Genomic DNA, 16268 nt, shown 5'->3' with positions numbered 1-16268 from the left:
CACCCCACTGACAGCCCGCCCTACGCCGCGTCCGCCGCCAGCGCGGCCAGCGGCCCGTCCGTCAGCCGGTACACCGACCACTCGTCCTGCGGCCGCGCGCCCAGGGACTCGTAGAACGCGATCGTCGGCGCGTTCCACTTCAGTACCGACCACTCCAGCCGCGCGTAGCCCCGCTCCGCGCACGTCCGCGCCAGCTCCGCGAGCAGCGCCTTGCCGTGGCCGCCGCCGCGCGCGGAGGGCCTCACGTACAGGTCCTCCAGGTAGATGCCGTGCACCCCGCGCCACGTGGAGAAGTTCAGGAACCACACCGAGAAGCCGACGGGCTCCCCGTCCGGGGACTCCGCGATGTGCGCGTAGGCCGCCGGCCGCTCGCCGAACAGGGCCTCGCGCAGCTGCTCCTCGGACGCGCGCGCCTCGTGCGGGACCTTCTCGTAGGCGGCCAGCTCACGGATCATGGCGTGGATGACGGGAACATCGGTGATTTCGGCGTCACGGATCATGCCGTCACCCTAGGCGCGGGCCGCGCCGTCAGGGCCGGCGGCCCAGCAGCGTCCGCGCCACCCACGCCTCTCGCTCGGGCAGTTCGTCCTCGCCGTCCTCCAGGTCCCACAGGCAGTTTTGCAGCACCCGGCCCAACGTCCAGGCGCGTGCCCGCTCCCGGTCGAGGCCGGCCGCCTCCGTCAGGAGGTCGAAGCGCCACCGCACCTCCTGCGGCCGGAACACGTTCACGAGCGACGGCAGCAGTTCGAAGCCCGGGTCCCCGGCCAGCGGCTTCGGGTCGATCGCCAGCCACTCCTCGCGGCCGCCCGCGCCGCCGCCGAGCACGTTGTCGAAGTGCAGGTCCCAGTGCAGCAGCCGGTCGCCCGGCTCGCCCGCCACTTCCGCGACCGCCGCCGCGCAGTCGAGGAGCAGCCGCCGCTCCCGCGCGTCCGCCGGGACGGCCGCCGCCCGCGGCGCCGCGTCGAGCATCGCCGCCGCGATCGGGCCCAGCCCGCGCAGCCCCGGGGGCGCGGGTACGGACGTCAGCCGGGCCAGCAGTTCCCCGATCACGCGCACCGCCGCCCGGGAGTCCCGCTCGGCGAGTCCCGACAGGGGCCGGCCCTCGTCCAGGCGCTCCAGCAGCATCGTCCCCGTCGGCCCGTCGTGCTCCCGCAGCTCGACGCAGCCCCGCCCGTCCCACGCCCGCAGTGCGAGGGGCTCGCCCGCGCTCTCCTCGTCCGGCACCAGCAGCTTCAGTGCCGCCGGTGTGCCGTCCGCCCGCTCCACGGGGAGCACCAGCGCGGTCGCCCCGTACATGCCGGGTCCGGTCACGCGCAGCCGCCACCGCTCCAGGAACCCGGCCGCCCGCGCCGGCAGTGCCTCGACGAACTCCCGCCCCGCCGCGCCGTTGTCCCGCAGCTGCGCCCGCACCAACCCGTCCGGAATCTCCACCATGGCAACACCCTAGGCAGTGTCGTCGAAGTGGTGCCGTCACGCCCCGATGCCGGCCGCCGCCAGGGTCCGCCCGAAGGCCTCGGCGTCGAACATCGAGCCGTCCTTCGCGCCGACCGGCTTCCCGTCCACGAGGACCGCCGGCGTGCCCTGCACGCCCGTCGCCTCGAAGGCCTTCTCCGCGTCGGCGACCCACCCCTCGTACGGGGCGGATTCCACCGCCCGGTCGAAGTCCGGGCCGCGCAGCCCCGGGACCCGGTCCGCGATGCGCAGCAGCAGTTCGTCGGTGAAGGCGCCCTTCGGCTGGCTGGCGAAGACCGCCGCGTGGTACTCGGCGAACTTCCCCGCGTCGACGGAGGCCCGCAGCGCGTTCACCGCCCTGACGGAGCCGCTCGCCCCGCCCCGGTCGAGGAAGGAGGCCAGCAGGTACTCGATCCGTACCTTGCCCTCGTCCGCGAGCTTCAGCAGGGTTTCGCCGCCGGCCGCCTCGAACTTCGCGCAGTACCCGCAGCGCGGGTCCACCAGGACCTGTACGGTGCGCGGCGCGTCGGGCCTGCCGACGACCACCTTCGCCCCGTCGGCCGCCGCGGGCAGTTTCGCCAGCCGGTCCGCGATGGGGCTGGTCCGCACGACGGCCGAAGCCGAGGACGACGCGGCGCCGTCCCCGCCGGAGCCGCCGCAGCCGGCCAGTGCCGTGCCCAGCAGGGCCGCCGCGGCGGCCGCCGTCACGATCCGTCCCGCGCGCCCTGTCCCGCGTACCGCCCCGCGCACACCCACCACCGAAACCCTCTCCACGTAAGGCCCGCAGCGCCGTCCGGGCCGCCAAAGCCATCAAGTTCGCCAAGGCCGCCAAAGCCCTGAAGCTCTACAAACCCCCCAAGCCACCCCATCGCACCCTACGATCCCGTCCGCCCCGCCCGCATCGGCCATTCGGCCTGGCAACAGGTCCCGAAACACGACATCCCGCCCCTGGACACCCCTCCGGCACCCCGTGTAGCAACTCCCCCATGACGATCAACGGCGGCATTTCCTTCTGGTACGCGACGGACACCACCGCCCCCCAGCCGGCCCGCGCCCCCCTCACCCACGACGCCACGGCCGACGTCGTCATCGTCGGCGGCGGCTACACCGGTCTGTGGACCGCCTACTACCTCAAGTCCTCCGCACCCGACCTGCGCGTCACCGTCCTGGAGCAGAAGTTCTGCGGCTACGGCGCCTCCGGCCGCAACGGCGGCTGGCTCTACAACGGCATCGCCGGCCGCGACCGGTACGCCGAACTCCACGGCCACCAGGCCGCCCTCCGCCTCCAGCAGGCCATGAACGACACGGTCACCGAGGTCATCGACGTCACCGTCAAGGAGGGCATCGAGGCCGACGTCCACCGCGGCGGCGTCCTCGAAGTCGCCCGCACCCCCGCCCAGCTGACCCGCCTCAGGGCCTTCCACACCGCCGAGCTCGGCTTCGGCGAGACCGACCGCGAGTTCCACGACGCCCCCGCCACCCGCGCCCGCGTCGACATCGCCGACGCCGTCGGCTCCAGCTGGACCCCGCACGGTGCCCGGGTCCACCCCCTGAAACTGGTCAAGGGCCTCGCCGCGGCCTGCGAACGCCTCGGGGTCGTCATCCACGAGTCGACCCCCGTCACCGAGATCGCCCCCCGCCGCGCCGTCACCCCGTACGGCACGGTCCGCGCCCCCTTCGTCCTGCGCTGCACCGAGGGCTTCACCGCCGCCCTCAAGGGCCAGAAGCGCACCTGGCTCCCGATGAACTCCTCGATGATCGCCACGGCCCCGCTGCCGCCGGAGGTCTGGGCCTCCCTCGGCTGGTCGGGGCGCGAGGTCATCGGCGACATGGCCCACGCCTACATGTACGCCCAGCGCACCGCGGACGACCGCATCGCGATCGGCGGCCGCGGCGTCCCGTACCGCTACGGCTCGCGCACGGACAACGACGGCCGCACCCAGCCGGCCACGATCACCGCCCTGACCGCCCTCCTCACCTCGTTCTTCCCCCAGCTCACCGGTACGGAGATCACCCACGCCTGGTCCGGCGTCCTCGGCGTGCCCCGCGACTGGTGCGCCACCGTCTCCCTGGACCGCACCACCGGCCTCGGCCTGGCCGGCGGCTACGTCGGCTCCGGCGTCGCCACCGCCAACCTCGCGGCCCGCACCCTGCGCGACCTGGTCCTGGAGAACTACACGGACCTGACCTCGCTCCCCTGGGTCAACCACCGCGTCCGCCGCTGGGAGCCGGAGCCCTTCCGCTGGCTCGGCGTCCAGGCCCTGTACGCCGCCTACCGCGAGGCCGACCGCCACGAGACCGCCACCCACCGCCCCACGACAACCCCCCTGGCCCGCCTGGCCAACCGCATCTCAGGCCGCCACTGACCCCGAACACAGGAAGGCCCCGGGTGATCACCCGGGGCCTTCCTCTTTCGTCCGAACCCCTCGGTCGACAAGCCTCTGACCTGGGGTGGAGCCGCCTATCGGAATCGAACCGATGACCTGGAGCTTACAAGGCAACCGCTCTGCCAACTGAGCTAAGGCGGCATGACGCCCACCCGCAAACCCACCACGCGTGGAGCCGCCATCACTCTACACAGGCCCGGATTCCCCGAGCCATCACGTTCTGGGGGTCCCGTAACCGCCAGCGCACACGTTCGTTGAACGAACTGGCGTGCCGTTCTGAAGATCAGATCGGGGGGAGTGATGGCGAACCGCGTGACGGGGGACGAAGCCCGTCGCATCAAGCGCGAACACCTCGGGGTGGGTGATCGCACCAAACACCGGACGCGGACAGCAGCTCCGCTGAAGGGCCTGAGCAGGGAACCCGGCGCACAGCAGCGCGTCTACCGGTTCCGTGTCTACCCCACCGCCGAGCAGGCGGCCCAGCTCGCCCGCACCTTCGGCGCCTGCCGCTGGGTCTACAACGAGGGCCTCGCCCTCCGGGCGAAGGCCTGGGAGGAACACCGGGTCTCGCTGGGCTTCGCGGAGACGTGCCGGGCGCTGACGGGCTGGAAGCGGCTACCGGAGACGGCATGGCTGAGGGAGGCGTCCTCGACGGTCCTCCAGCAGTCGCTGCGGCACCTCGACTCGGCGTTCTCCCGGTTCTTCAGGGGATCGGCGAAGTACCCGCGGCGGAAGTCGAAGCACCGGTCGCGCGACTCCGCGACCTACGTCCGCTCCGGCTTCCGCTGGGCCGAGGACCCGGAGCGCCCGGGCACGGCCTCGGTCACGCTGGCCAAGCAGACGACACCCCTGGACGTGCGCTGGTCCCGCGCGGTGCCGCCGGGGCAGTTGCCGGTGAAACTGACGGTCACCCGGGACCGGGCGGGCCGGTTCTTCCTTTCCGTGCTGGTCGAGGAGTTCATCTCGGCGCTCCCCGAGGCGTTCCTCACCGACAGCCGGGAGCCGAAGGCGGTCGGGCTGGACCTCGGACTCGCGACGCTGGTGACGCTGGACGACGGGGAGAAGCTGCCGCACCCCCGGCTGCTGAGGCAGTACGAGAAGCAGCTCGCCTCGCTCCAGCGCGACCTGCACCGGAAGCGGAAGGGTTCGAAGAACCGCGAGAAGGCCCGCGTGCGGATCGCCCGCCTGTACGCCTCGATCGGTGATGTCCGGAGTGATCTCCTGGACCGGTTCACGACCCGCCTCGTGCGCGAGAACCAAGTGCTCGTGGTGGAGGACCTGCCGATCCGCAATCTCGCGCGCGCGGCGACGGGACGGGGCAGTCGCCGCAAGGCAGCACTGAACCGGTCCCTGTCCGACGCGGCTTGGGGCGAACTCCTACGCCGGCTCCACTACAAGTGCGCGTGGTACGGACGGACGCTGGTGATCGTGGACCGGTTCTTCCCTTCTACCCGGCGCTGCTCCTCGTGCCACACGAAGGGACCGAAGCTCGACGTCTCCATCCGCGCGTGGACCTGCACGGAGTGCGGTGCGGCCCACGACCGGGACACGAACGCCGCCGTGAACCTCCGGGAAGAGGGGATGCGGCTCTACTGGACGGTGGCCGCGGCGCTTCCGCCCGGGCAGAAGCCCGCGTGTGTGATCCGGGCTTCCGACCTGGTGGATCTCGCACCGGCCGCGTAGCCACCCGCAGTACGGACCGACGGGCCGTCGGCCGCAATGCCTGTGGAGCCCGTGTCAGACCGGCCGGGCGGGACCCTCAGGGTCACGCCCGACCGGCAACGGGCGTGGAAGCAGGAATCACCACTGGTGACAGTGGTGGGGCGTAGCGCCATGGCCAAAAGCGCGTTGCTCTGCCTCTCGCCAAGGGCACGGAGCCGCCCCCGCCGGCCGCTCGCACACCGGCCCCGGCCCGCCGGGCGAGGTTCAAATCACGGGGGGCGGGGTGCTGACAGGAGGCGGCGGGGCGGGTAGCGTCGGGCGGAGTCCTGTTACTGGACTAGACCTTCCACTCGGATCGTCCGGCACGTTCCTGCCGGTAGAAGGGATTCATCACCATGGCTTCTGTCACTTTCGACAAGGCGACCCGGCTGTACCCCGGCGGCGACAAGCCCGCCGTCGACCAGCTGGAGCTGGAGATCGAGGACGGCGAGTTCCTCGTCCTCGTCGGCCCCTCCGGCTGCGGCAAGTCCACCTCCCTGCGCATGCTCGCGGGCCTGGAGGACGTCAACGGCGGCGCCATCCGCATCGGTGACCGCGACGTCACGCACCTGCCGCCCAAGGACCGGGACATCGCGATGGTGTTCCAGAACTACGCGCTCTACCCGCACATGACCGTCGCCGACAACATGGGCTTCGCGCTCAAGATCGCGGGCGAGGACAAGGCGACCATCCGCCGCAAGGTCGAGGACGCGGCGAAGATGCTCGACCTCACCACCTACCTCGACCGCAAGCCGAAGGCGCTCTCCGGCGGCCAGCGCCAGCGCGTCGCCATGGGCCGCGCCATCGTGCGCAAGCCGCAGGTCTTCCTCATGGACGAGCCGCTGTCGAACCTCGACGCCAAGCTCCGCGTCTCGACCCGCACCCAGATCGCCGCGCTCCAGCGCGACCTCGGCATCACGACGGTCTACGTCACCCACGACCAGGTCGAGGCCATGACCATGGGCGACCGGGTCGCGGTCCTCAAGGACGGTCTGCTCCAGCAGGTCGACACCCCGCGCAACATGTACGACCGCCCCGCGAACCTCTTCGTGGCCGGGTTCATCGGCTCGCCCGCCATGAACCTCGTCGAGGTACCGATCACCGACGGCGGCGTGAAGTTCGGCGACAGCATCGTCCCCGTCTCGCGCGAGGCGCTGTCCGCCGCCGCCGACGCGGGCGACCGCACCGTCACGGTCGGCGTGCGCCCCGAGCACTTCGACATCGGCGACACCGGCGGCCTGACCATCACCGTGAACGTCGTCGAGGAACTCGGCGCCGACGGCTACGTCTACGGCAGCGCCGCGGTCGGCGCCGACAAGGCCAAGGACATCGTGGTCCGCGTCGGCGGCCGCCAGGTCCCGGAGAAGGGCTCGACGCTGCGCGTGGTGCCGCGCGCCGACGAGATCCACGTGTTCTCGACCTCCTCGGGCGCCCGCCTCTCCGGCTGACACCCGCCGCACGGAACACAGAAGGAGGGGCGCCCCGCCAAGGGGCGCCCCTCCTTCGGCAGTTGCGGCCGGCCCGCGCCAACCCCCGCCGGAGACCCCGCCGAAGCCCCGCCGGAGCCCGCGCGCATCCCGCGCCGGCCCCCGCGCCAAACCCCGGCAGACCGGGCCATTCGGCCGCACCCGTCAACCCCTTATTCGAAAAGCCACGTCGAACCATCCCCCGACAGGGTGACTAAATGTCGCCAAATCTTCACCGAGCGCTACTCTCGCCCTCGTGACCCACACTGCCCGCCGTATCGGCCGTTCCCTCGCCCTGGTCCTGCCCGTCGTCCTGGTCCTGTCCGGGACCCTCGCGGTCACCATGGTCCCCTGGGCGGACAACACCCCCTCCCAGATCCTCACCGCCTCCGCCGAGGACGTGTCCGTCCCCGCGAAGCCGCGCGCCGCACAGGAACTCCTGCGCGACAAGCTGCTCAGCGAGCTCCAGCAGGGCCAGGAGCCGGGCGCCGTCCTCACGCACCTCCAGCAGGAGGTGGACCGGCGGCCGTCGCTCGCCGAGCACTGCGTGGGCATCGCGCGCGCTCTGGGCCGGGCCGCCGTCGACGCGTACGGACCCACGAAGGCCCAGTCCTTCGCGCGCCCCGTCTGCGACACCTCCTACGCGGCCGGCGTCGCCTCCATGGGCTGACCCCCGCCGACCCCCGCCGCGCCTGCCACCGCCGGGGCAGGGGCCGTCCCTACGCTGACGGCCATGAGCGACGTCCCTCCAGTACCCCCCGCACCTCCCGCACCTCCCGTACTTCCCCAATCCACCGATCTCGCGGCCGCGTTCCCGGCCTTCCCCACCCAGGCGGTCGTCCTGGCGGGCGGCCAGGGTTCGCGGCTGCGGCCGTATACGGACGACCGGCCGAAGCCGATGGTCGAGATCCCCGGTACGGGGCTGCCGATCATCGGGCACCAGCTGGCCTGGCTCGCGGCGGAGGGTGTCACCGACGCCGTCGTCTCCTGCGGGCACCTCGCCGAGGTGCTCCAGGAGTGGCTGGCCCGGGCCCCGTTGCCGCTCCGCGTGACCACCGTCGTCGAGGAGGAGCCGCTGGGACGCGGCGGCGGCCTCAAGTACGCCGCCCGCCGGCTCCCGCACGCCGACCGGCCCTGGTACGCGACGAACGGCGACGTGTGGACCCGGTTCCCGCTGCGCGAGATGGCCGCCTTCCACACCGAACGCGGGGCCGTGGCGACCCTGGCGCTGGCCCGGCCGCGCATGCCGTGGGGGGTCGTGGAGACCAACGAGTACGGGCAGGTACTGGACTTCATCGAGGCGCCGCCGTCGCCTTATCCGATCAACGCGGGGGTGTACGTCTTCGCCCCCGAATTCACCGCGCTGCTCCCCGACTTGGGGGACCACGAGCGGACGACGTTCCCGCGCCTGGCCCGCGAACGCCGGCTGGCGGGCTATCCGCTGCCCCAGGGGGCCTACTGGCGGGCGATCGACACCGCGAAGGACCTGACCGAGGCCGCACGGGAGTTGGCGGCCCAGACGGCCCCCTGAGGCTTCCCCGGGCCCCGGCCGCCCGGCGACCCCGACCCGCTCCCACACACCCGCACGCGAAGGGGCCCGGCACGCTCCTCGCGCGCCGGGCCCCCGGGCCGTGTCGGGTGTGCCGTACGGGTCAGCCGAGCAGGCCGCCGACCAGGCCGGGCTTCTTGGTCGGGGTGTCCCCGCCGCCACCGCTCCCGCCGCGGCTCCCCGAGGACGAGGTGGGCGGCTGCTGCGGGCTGGACTGCTTCGGGGCGCTGCTGCGCGGGGCCCGGCTGCTGCTCGTACCGCTGCCGCCCTTGGTGGCGGACGGGGTCCCGCCGCCGGTGCCCGCGGTCTCCCGGGCCGTGGAGCCGGTACTGGTACGGCCGGGCTTCGCCGTCGGCGCCGAGGGGGCCACGGACGGGGCCGGCGCCTGCTTCGACGGCTGCTGCCGCACGGGCTCGGGCTGCCTGGCCGGAGCCTTCTGGAGCGGCGTACCCGGCAGGTAGTTGCTCGGGGCCTCTCCCGGCCCGGGCACGGTGACCACCGTGGAGGAGCGCACGGCCCCGCCGAGGAGGGAACCGACGAGCAGGGTGAGCCCGCACACGACGGTGGCCATGACGGCCCCGCGCCGCAGGACCCGCCGGCGCAGCCGCCAGACCTCGGAGCGCGGGCCGAGCGTGCGCCACGCCTCGCCCGCGAGCCGCCCGTCGAGGGAGTACACCGGCGCGCCCGCGATGATCAGCGGGCTCCAGGCGGCCAGGTAGATGATGTCGGGCGCGTCGTACGCCGGGACGGTCTTCCAGCTCACCGTCATCAGCAGCGCGGCGGACAGCAGCGCGCCGATGCAGGCGGCGAACCGCTGCCACAGCCCGAAGACCGTCAGGACGCCCACGATCACCTGGAGGAAGGCCACGCTCAGCCCGGCCCCGACCGGGTGCGCCAGCGCGAAGTCGCGCAGCGGCTCGGCCAGCGCCCACGGGTGCAGGGTCTGGAGCCAGGTGACCATGGAGCCGCGTTCGCCGCCGTCGAAGTAGACGGGGTCGCACAGCTTGCCCATGCCGGCGTAGACGGAGATGAACCCGAGGAAGACGCGCAGCGGGAGCAGCACCACGCCGAGGTTCATGCGGCGGCCGGGGTAGTAGGAGGCCTGGCCGCGGGCGTCGCCGGCGCGCCGGGAGTCGCCGTCCGGGTCCCCGCCGGGGTACTGCGGCGCGTGGTGCTCGCGCGGCAGGTCCCGTACGGCGGCCAGCGGGCGGGTGTCCTCCGGGTCCCCGTAGCTGCGCTGACCGATGACGGTCGGCGTGGCGAGGGTGTCCCCGGCGAGGTCGTGGGCCAGGTCCACGCGGGGGATGACCTGGGTGGCGCCGCCGTCGTACTCGTCGTGGCCGCGCCCCGCCTCCCGTACGGCTTGCAGGAGTCCGCCCATCGCGGCGGAGTCGCCGGGGGCGGACTTGCCGCTCCACACGACGGGGGCCCGGCGGCGGGTGGCTCCGGCGGCGGCGACCGCGGCCACGCCGAGGACGGGCGCGCGGCCGGGGGCATTCGCGGGCTTGGAACGCGCGCTCGGGCTCGGTGCGAGCCGCACGCGGAAGCTGGCGTGGTTGACGATGACCTGTGCGGGGTCGCACGGCACCTTGACCATGCTCAGCGCGGGCTGGTCGTCGAACCCTGACGTTCTGGTGTCCACACTCATCTAACCGAGTGATCAGTGTTTAGGACACTGCCTTGACATCAGGGATCTGTCCGAGACCCGTCAAGATCAAGTCACCCCGCCCGAAAAGGGCGGGGTGACACGCTCACGTGTCACTTTCCGTGAGCCAAGTGGATCAAGCCGGCCGTCCGTTCGCCGGGACGGCCGGACGGATCAGGCGCGGCCGCGCTCGGCGCGGCGGCGGGCCGCCTCGTAGAGGACGACGCCCGCGGCGACACCGGCGTTCAGCGACTCGGCGCCGCCCGGCATCGGGATGCGGACCAGGTAGTCGCAGTTCTCGCCGACGAGGCGGCCGAGGCCCTTGCCCTCGGAGCCGACGACGATGACGACGGGACCGGCGAGCGCTTCCAGGTCGTTGACCGTGTGCTCGCCCTCGGCGGCGAGGCCGACGACGGTGATGCCGGCCTTCTTGTAGTCCTGGAGGGCGCGGGTCAGGTTGGTGACGCGGGAGACCGGGGTGCGGGCCGCGGTGCCGGCCGAGGTCTTCCAGGCGCCGGCGGTCATGCCGGCGGCGCGGCGCTCGGGGATGACCACGCCGTGGCCGCCGAAGGCGGAGACGGAGCGGACGATGGCGCCGAGGTTGCGCGGGTCGGTGACCCCGTCGAGGGCGACGATCAGCGGGTCGTCGCCGGTTTCGTACGCGGCGGCGGTGAGGTCCTCCGGGTGCGCGTACTCGTACGGCGGGACCTGGAGGACGAGGCCCTGGTGGTTGAGCCCGTTGGTCATCCGGTCGAGCTCGGGGCGCGGGGCTTCCATCAGGTTGATGTTGCCGCGCTCGGAGGCGAGCTGGAGGGCCTCGCGGACGCGCTCGTCGTTGTCGATGAACTGCTGGACGTAGAGGGTGGTGGCGGGGACGCCGTCGCGCAGCGCCTCGAAGACCGGGTTGCGGCCGACGACCATCTCGCTGGTGCCCTTGGGGCCGCCGCGGCGCGGGGCGGGGCGGCGCTTGGCGGCCTGGCGGGCGATGGCGTTGCTGATCCGGTTCGCCTTGTGCTTCTTGCGGTCCTCGGCCTTGGGCGTGGGGCCCTTTCCTTCCAGGCCCTTGCGCCGCTGGCCACCGCTGCCGACCGTGGCGCCCTTCTTGTTGGACGTGCGGCGGTTCCTGCGCTGGCTGTTCCCGGCCATGACCTCTACCTGTTTCGTTGGTGCTGCGATATGTACGTATGAAGAGTGTGCCGCCCGGATCGCCGGGCGGCACAGTCGGACTGCTCCGGCTCCGCCGGGCTCAGCGGGGGCCGAGCGTCCAGCGCGGACCCGTCGGGCTGTCCTCGACGACCAGGCCGGACTGCTGGAGCTGGTCGCGGATGGCGTCGGCGGTCGCCCAGTCCTTGCGGGCCCGGGCGGACTCGCGCTGCTCCAGGACGAGGCGTACGAGGGTGTCCACGGCGCCGTGGAGGTCCTCGCCGCGGTCGGATTCGCCGGCCCAGTGCGGGTCGAGCGGGTCCAGGCCGAGCACGGCCAGCATGGCCCGTACCTCCGACAGACGGGCGATCGCCGCGTCCTTGTCGTCGGCGGCGAGCGCGCTGTTGCCCTGGCGGACGGTGGTGTGGACGATGGCGAGCGCCTGCGGGACGCCCAGGTCGTCGTCCATCGCCTCGGCGAAGGCCGGCGGCACCTCGGCGGCGGCCTCGACGGGCCCGCCCGCCTTCTCGATGACGCGCTGGTAGAAGCCCTCGATGCGGGCGAAGGCGGACTCCGCCTCGCGCAGGGCCTCCTCGCTGTACTCGATCATCGACCGGTAGTGCGGGGTGCCGAGGTAGTAGCGCAGGACGATCGGGCGCCACTGCTTGACCATCTCGGAGACGAGGACCGAGTTCCCGAGGGACTTGGACATCTTCTCGCCGGACATGGTGACCCAGGCGTTGTGCACCCAGTACTTCGCGAACTCGTCGCCGAAGGCCTTGGCCTGGGCGATCTCGTTCTCGTGGTGCGGGAAGATCAGGTCCAGGCCGCCGCCGTGGATGTCGAAGGCCTCGCCGAGGTACTTGTGCGCCATCGCGGAGCATTCGAGGTGCCAGCCGGGACGGCCGCGGCCCCAGGGCGTCTCCCAGGAGGGCTCGCCGGGCTTGACGGACTTCCACATGGCGAAGTCGCGCGCGTCGCGCTTGCCGGTCTCGCCGGTGGACTCCGGCTGGCGGATGTTGTCGAGCTCCTGGCGGGACAGCGAGAGGTAGCCCGGGAAGGACTTCACGTCGAAGTAGACGTTGCCCTCGGACTCGTAGGCGTGGCCGCGCTCGATGAGCCCGCGCATCATCTCGACCATCTCGGTGACGTGTCCGGTCGCGCGGGGCTCGTAGGTGGGCGGGAGGCAGCCGAGGGCCGAGTAGCCGTCGTTGAAGGCGCGCTCGTTCTCGTAGCCGATGGACCACCAGGGGCGGCGCTGCTCGGCGGACTTCGCGATGATCTTGTCGTCGATGTCCGTGACGTTGCGGATGAAGGTGACCTCGTAGCCCCGGTACTCGAACCAGCGGCGCATCATGTCGAAGTTGAGGCCCGACCGGATGTGCCCGATGTGCGGGGCCGCCTGGACGGTGGCGCCACAGAGGTAGATCGAGACACAGCCCGCTGTGAGCGGGGTGAAGTCGCGGATCTGCCGGGCGCTGGTGTCGTACAGGCGAATAGTCACGGCATCCAGGGTAGTGCGCCTCTAGCAGTGCCCCGCGACCCTTTGGGGACGCGGGGGCGGGGATTGCCGCCGAAGCGGTGCGGACGGGGCGCGTACGAGGTCCCGTACGGGCGGTTTTCCCGGTTGGTGAGGGATGCGCTCCGGCACGGCACCGGCCGGGTCTCAGGCCCGGCCCGTCCGGTACACGAGGGCGGTGGCGATGGCGGCGAGCCCCTCGGCCCGGCCGGTCAGGCCCAGTCCGTCGGTGGTGGTGCCGGACACCGCGACGGGGGCGCCCGCGGCGGCCGCGAGCGCCTTCTGCGCCTCTTCGCGCCGCTTGCCGACCTTCGGGCGGACGCCGATCACCTGGACGGCGATGTTGCCGATCTCGAAGCCCTCGGCGCGGACGATCCGGGCGGCTTCCGCCAGAAGGGTGACGCCGGAGGCGCCGGACCACTCGGGCCGGGACGTGCCGAAGTGCGCGCCGAGGTCGCCGACGCCGGCGGCGGAGAAGAGCGCGTCGCAGGCGGCGTGCGCGGCGACGTCTCCGTCTGAGTGCCCGGCGAGGCCGTCCTCGCCCTCCCACAGCAGGCCGGCGCACCACAGCTCGCGGCCGGCCTCGAAGGCGTGGACGTCGGTGCCGATGCCGACGAGCGGCATCAGGGGCGCGGCGGCCTGCCCGGCGGGGTCTGCGGGACTAGTAGGCATCGGTGGCCCTCCTGCGGGCGAGTACGGCCTCGGCGAGGACCAGGTCGAGCGGACGGGTGACTTTGAAGGCCTCTTCGTGGCCGGGGACGGTCACGACGGTCACGCCGAGCCGTTCCACCATGCCGGCGTCGTCGGTGGCGCCCTCCCCGAGGACGGCGATCTCCCGGTGGGCGCGCAGCAGGGTCTCCAGGTCGAAGCCCTGGGGGGTCTGGACGGCGCGCAGCCGGGCGCGCTCGGGCGTGGCGACGACCGGCTCGGGCTCGCCGGGCTTGCCGGGCTCGACCTCCTTGACGGTGTCGGCCAGGGGCAGCGCGGGGACGACGGCGGGGGCGCCGTCGCGCACGGCTTCGACGACGGTGTCGACGGTGTCGACGGGGACGAGCGGGCGGGCCGCGTCGTGGATGAGTACGGAGGTGACGTCCTGCGGGAGGGCGTCCAGGCCGGCGCGTACGGACTCCTGGCGGGTCTCGCCGCCGGGGACGACCAGGACCTCGGTGCGGTCGGGCAGGGCGTGCTCGTCGAGCAGGAGGCGGACCTCGGCGGCCCCGTCGGAGGGGGCGACGACCACGACGAGGGACACGGCGCGGGAGCGGGCCATGGCGCGGACGGCGTGGATGAGCATGGGCGTCCCGCCGAGGGCCCGCAGGGCCTTGGGGGCACCGGGGCCGAGGCGGACCCCGCGGCCCGCGGCCGGGATCACCGCGGCCGTGCGGTGGGGACGCGATTCGTCAGACATCAGTAGCTCCGAGCCAGGTTTGTGACTTCGGCCGACATGGGTATGGCCTGAAGCGTGCCGGGTGCGACGCCCTCGCCCCTTCCGTGACGACCGGTCGAGCAGGCTGCCCGAGCCCGGCACGCCAAGAAAAAAGGTATGGGTACAGACATGCCGCAGCGCCCGGCAACAGCTCCCTCGTGGAGGAGGGAGCTCGTCATCGGGCACCGCGGCACAGCTGTGTACTGCTCATTGTTCTGATGAACGGGGCTTCGCGTCAGGACGCGAGAACCTCGTCGAGGAGGGCCTCGGCCTTGTCCTCGTTGGTGTTCTCCGCGAGCGCGAGCTCGCTGACGAGAATCTGGCGCGCCTTCGCGAGCATGCGCTTCTCACCCGCGGAGAGCCCTCGCTCACGCTCACGACGCCACAGGTCACGCACCACTTCGGCGACCTTGATGACATCGCCAGAAGCGAGCTTCTCCAGATTTGCCTTGTAGCGCCGGGACCAGTTCGTCGGCTCTTCTGCATACGGTGCGCGGAGCACCTCGAAGACCCGGTCCAGCCCGTCCTGGCCGACTACGTCGCGAACGCCGACGAACTCCGCATTGTCCGCAGGCACACGAACCGTCAGGTCGCCCTGGGCGACCTTGAGCACCAAGTAGGTCTTGTCCACGCCTTTGATCTGGCGAGTTTCGATGGCCTCGATCAGCGCGGCCCCGTGATGGGGATAGACCACGGTGTCGCCAACCTTGAACGTCATGTGACAGGTACCCCTTCCGTGGCTATCCAGGGTAACACGAGATTTGACTGTTATGAATGGCGTTTTCGCAGGTCAGGGCACATCTCGGGGCTTGACAACAGCGACAGGGACGTGCTGCGAAGGGCTCCGGGAAGGGGGTATTCGCAGGTCGGAGGCGCTGTGCGGACCGGGCGAAACGACCACCGTACACCTGACGAAGGAGTCCGCGAGAGTGACGTACGTCCCGTTTTGCCGGGTTCAGAAGCCGGAAACCGAAGTACTCCGTTCGACTGGCGGGCACCCGTACGGAGCGGGTTCCGGCCCAATCCGGAATTGATCACGCGGCGGCGTTCGACGGAATCCGGAAATTGATCACCGGACGGCACGCGGACGATATGGGGAATGCAAGATCGCCGGACCCGCTCAGGGCGGCGTGCGCGCTGCGGAGGGTCGGGTGCGGGGGCGGGGCGGCGGCTCGGTAACCTAAGCGCGCTGACACACCCTTAGGGCGGCTTTACCTCGGCCGTCCCGAGCGTCCACCCTCCCGTCCGTACGTCCTAGGAGTTGCCGCCGCCGTGAGCCGCAGCCTTCGACGCGGCGCCCTCGCCGCTTCCGCCGTCGTGTTCTCGATCGCTTCGCTCGCCGCGTGCGGTGCGGGCAACGACGCGCAGACTCTCCAGATCAAGCCGGACAACGCCGCCGTCACCAAGGGCGAGATCCAGATCCAGAACGCCCTGGTGATCACCCAGGCGGAGAAGGACAAGAAGGGCCCGGCCGTCGTCTCGGCGACGGTCTTCAACAACGGCGACAAGGCGCAGACCCTGGACGGGATCACCCTCAAGGGTGGCAAGTCCAAGGTCGTCCTGAAGGCCGCGGAGGGTTCCGGCAAGATCACCGTGCCGGCCTTCGGCTCCGTGGTGATCGGCGGCAAGGACAACGCCTCCGCCGTGATCGAGGGCGGCCGCACGGCCGTCGAGGACGGCAACGTGCAGGAGGTCGTCTTCGACCTGAGCCGCACGGGCGACGTGGCCCTGGAGGCCTTCATCGTGCCGGCCGCCGGCATGTACGCGGGCTTCGGCCCCACCGAGGCCCCGGCGGCCCCGGCCGTGGGCGCCAGCCCGTCCGGCAGCCCGTCCGGCGCGGCCTCCGGGTCCCCCTCGGGCGCGCCGTCCGGTTCGCCGTCCGGCTCCCCCTCGGGCGCTGCGGGCGCCCCGTCGGGCAAGCCCTCCGGCTCCCCCTCCCCCAGCGCCGGCCACTGAGGCCCGCAGCGGGACCGCTCGTAC

The 16268-nt window shown here is 72.3% G+C and carries 15 protein-coding genes and 1 tRNA gene; 6 read left to right on the top strand and 10 right to left on the bottom strand.

All coding sequences use genetic code 11. The annotated features are described in order from the left end of the window. Positions 1-20 precede the first annotated feature (20 nt). Genes AC07B0_RS22610 through AC07B0_RS22600 form a run of 3 tightly spaced genes read right to left on the bottom strand, consistent with a single transcriptional unit; the run spans position 21 to position 2160 of the window. Entirely contained in the window at positions 21-500 is a 480-nt protein-coding gene (locus AC07B0_RS22610; protein ID WP_356883013.1) for a GNAT family N-acetyltransferase, read from the bottom strand. Positions 501-528: 28 nt separating this feature from the next. After that, the gene (locus tag AC07B0_RS22605) at positions 529-1434 is read right to left on the bottom strand and encodes an aminoglycoside phosphotransferase family protein (RefSeq protein ID WP_469380541.1); all 906 of its coding nucleotides are present in this window, start codon (positions 1432-1434) and stop codon (positions 529-531) included. 36 nt (positions 1435-1470) lie between these two features. Next, entirely contained in the window at positions 1471-2160 is a 690-nt protein-coding gene (locus AC07B0_RS22600; protein WP_469380539.1) for a DsbA family protein, read from the bottom strand. Between the two features lie 278 nt (positions 2161-2438). Here AC07B0_RS22600 and AC07B0_RS22595 point away from each other — a divergent pair, with 278 nt between their 5' ends. After that, positions 2439-3818, top strand: coding sequence for an NAD(P)/FAD-dependent oxidoreductase (locus tag AC07B0_RS22595; RefSeq protein ID WP_469380537.1), 1380 nt, complete (start codon positions 2439-2441; stop codon positions 3816-3818). A gap of 86 nt (positions 3819-3904) precedes the next feature. Here AC07B0_RS22595 and AC07B0_RS22590 read toward each other — a convergent pair. Then, positions 3905-3980: transfer RNA gene (locus AC07B0_RS22590), tRNA-Thr, on the bottom strand. A 159-nt stretch (positions 3981-4139) separates the two neighbouring features. Here AC07B0_RS22590 and AC07B0_RS22585 point away from each other — a divergent pair. The 4 genes from AC07B0_RS22585 to AC07B0_RS22570 all read left to right on the top strand — a co-directional run bounded on the left by AC07B0_RS22585 (position 4140) and on the right by AC07B0_RS22570 (position 8537). Beyond that, the gene (locus AC07B0_RS22585; RefSeq protein ID WP_478898795.1) at positions 4140-5522 is read left to right on the top strand and encodes an RNA-guided endonuclease InsQ/TnpB family protein; all 1383 of its coding nucleotides are present in this window, start codon (positions 4140-4142) and stop codon (positions 5520-5522) included. 374 nt (positions 5523-5896) lie between these two features. Continuing rightward, complete coding sequence (locus tag AC07B0_RS22580; RefSeq protein WP_356883003.1) at positions 5897-6988, top strand: ABC transporter ATP-binding protein; 1092 nt, start codon at positions 5897-5899, stop codon at positions 6986-6988. Positions 6989-7262: 274 nt separating this feature from the next. After that, positions 7263-7676, top strand: a complete 414-nt coding sequence (locus AC07B0_RS22575) for a hypothetical protein (RefSeq protein WP_356883001.1) — start codon at positions 7263-7265, stop codon at positions 7674-7676. A gap of 63 nt (positions 7677-7739) precedes the next feature. Continuing rightward, positions 7740-8537: a nucleotidyltransferase family protein gene (locus AC07B0_RS22570; protein ID WP_478898794.1), complete on the top strand. Its 798-nt coding sequence runs from the start codon at positions 7740-7742 to the stop codon at positions 8535-8537. A 121-nt stretch (positions 8538-8658) separates the two neighbouring features. Here the strand turns inward: AC07B0_RS22570 and AC07B0_RS22565 are convergent, their stop codons facing one another. The 6 genes from AC07B0_RS22565 to AC07B0_RS22540 form a co-directional block, all read right to left on the bottom strand. Then, the gene (locus AC07B0_RS22565; protein ID WP_467296454.1) at positions 8659-10203 is read right to left on the bottom strand and encodes a DoxX family protein; all 1545 of its coding nucleotides are present in this window, start codon (positions 10201-10203) and stop codon (positions 8659-8661) included. 171 nt (positions 10204-10374) lie between these two features. Beyond that, the gene (rlmB, locus tag AC07B0_RS22560) at positions 10375-11346 is read right to left on the bottom strand and encodes a 23S rRNA (guanosine(2251)-2'-O)-methyltransferase RlmB (RefSeq protein WP_356882996.1); all 972 of its coding nucleotides are present in this window, start codon (positions 11344-11346) and stop codon (positions 10375-10377) included. Positions 11347-11446: 100 nt separating this feature from the next. Next, on the bottom strand, positions 11447-12847 hold the full coding sequence (gene cysS, locus AC07B0_RS22555; RefSeq protein ID WP_356882994.1) for a cysteine--tRNA ligase: 1401 nt from the start codon (positions 12845-12847) through the stop codon (positions 11447-11449). Between the two features lie 162 nt (positions 12848-13009). Further along, positions 13010-13534 carry a 2-C-methyl-D-erythritol 2,4-cyclodiphosphate synthase gene (gene ispF, locus AC07B0_RS22550; RefSeq protein WP_356882992.1) on the bottom strand — a complete coding sequence of 175 codons (525 nt, stop codon included), beginning with the start codon at positions 13532-13534 and terminating at the stop codon, positions 13010-13012. Next, positions 13524-14270 (bottom strand): 2-C-methyl-D-erythritol 4-phosphate cytidylyltransferase, encoded by a 747-nt coding sequence (gene ispD / locus AC07B0_RS22545; RefSeq protein ID WP_356882990.1) that lies wholly within the window; start codon positions 14268-14270, stop codon positions 13524-13526. Before ispD ends, ispF begins: the two co-directional genes overlap by 11 nt. Positions 14271-14523: 253 nt before the next feature. Continuing rightward, complete coding sequence (locus tag AC07B0_RS22540; RefSeq protein WP_003953493.1) at positions 14524-15006, bottom strand: CarD family transcriptional regulator; 483 nt, start codon at positions 15004-15006, stop codon at positions 14524-14526. Positions 15007-15560: 554 nt separating this feature from the next. Here AC07B0_RS22540 and AC07B0_RS22535 point away from each other — a divergent pair. Then, positions 15561-16244, top strand: a complete 684-nt coding sequence (locus AC07B0_RS22535) for a DUF461 domain-containing protein (RefSeq protein WP_356882988.1) — start codon at positions 15561-15563, stop codon at positions 16242-16244. The last annotated feature ends 24 nt before the right edge of the window (positions 16245-16268 follow it).

The sequence above is a fragment of the Streptomyces sp. NPDC044704 genome, assembly GCF_056433525.1.
This window is presented reverse-complemented; position numbering and strand designations above follow the sequence as displayed.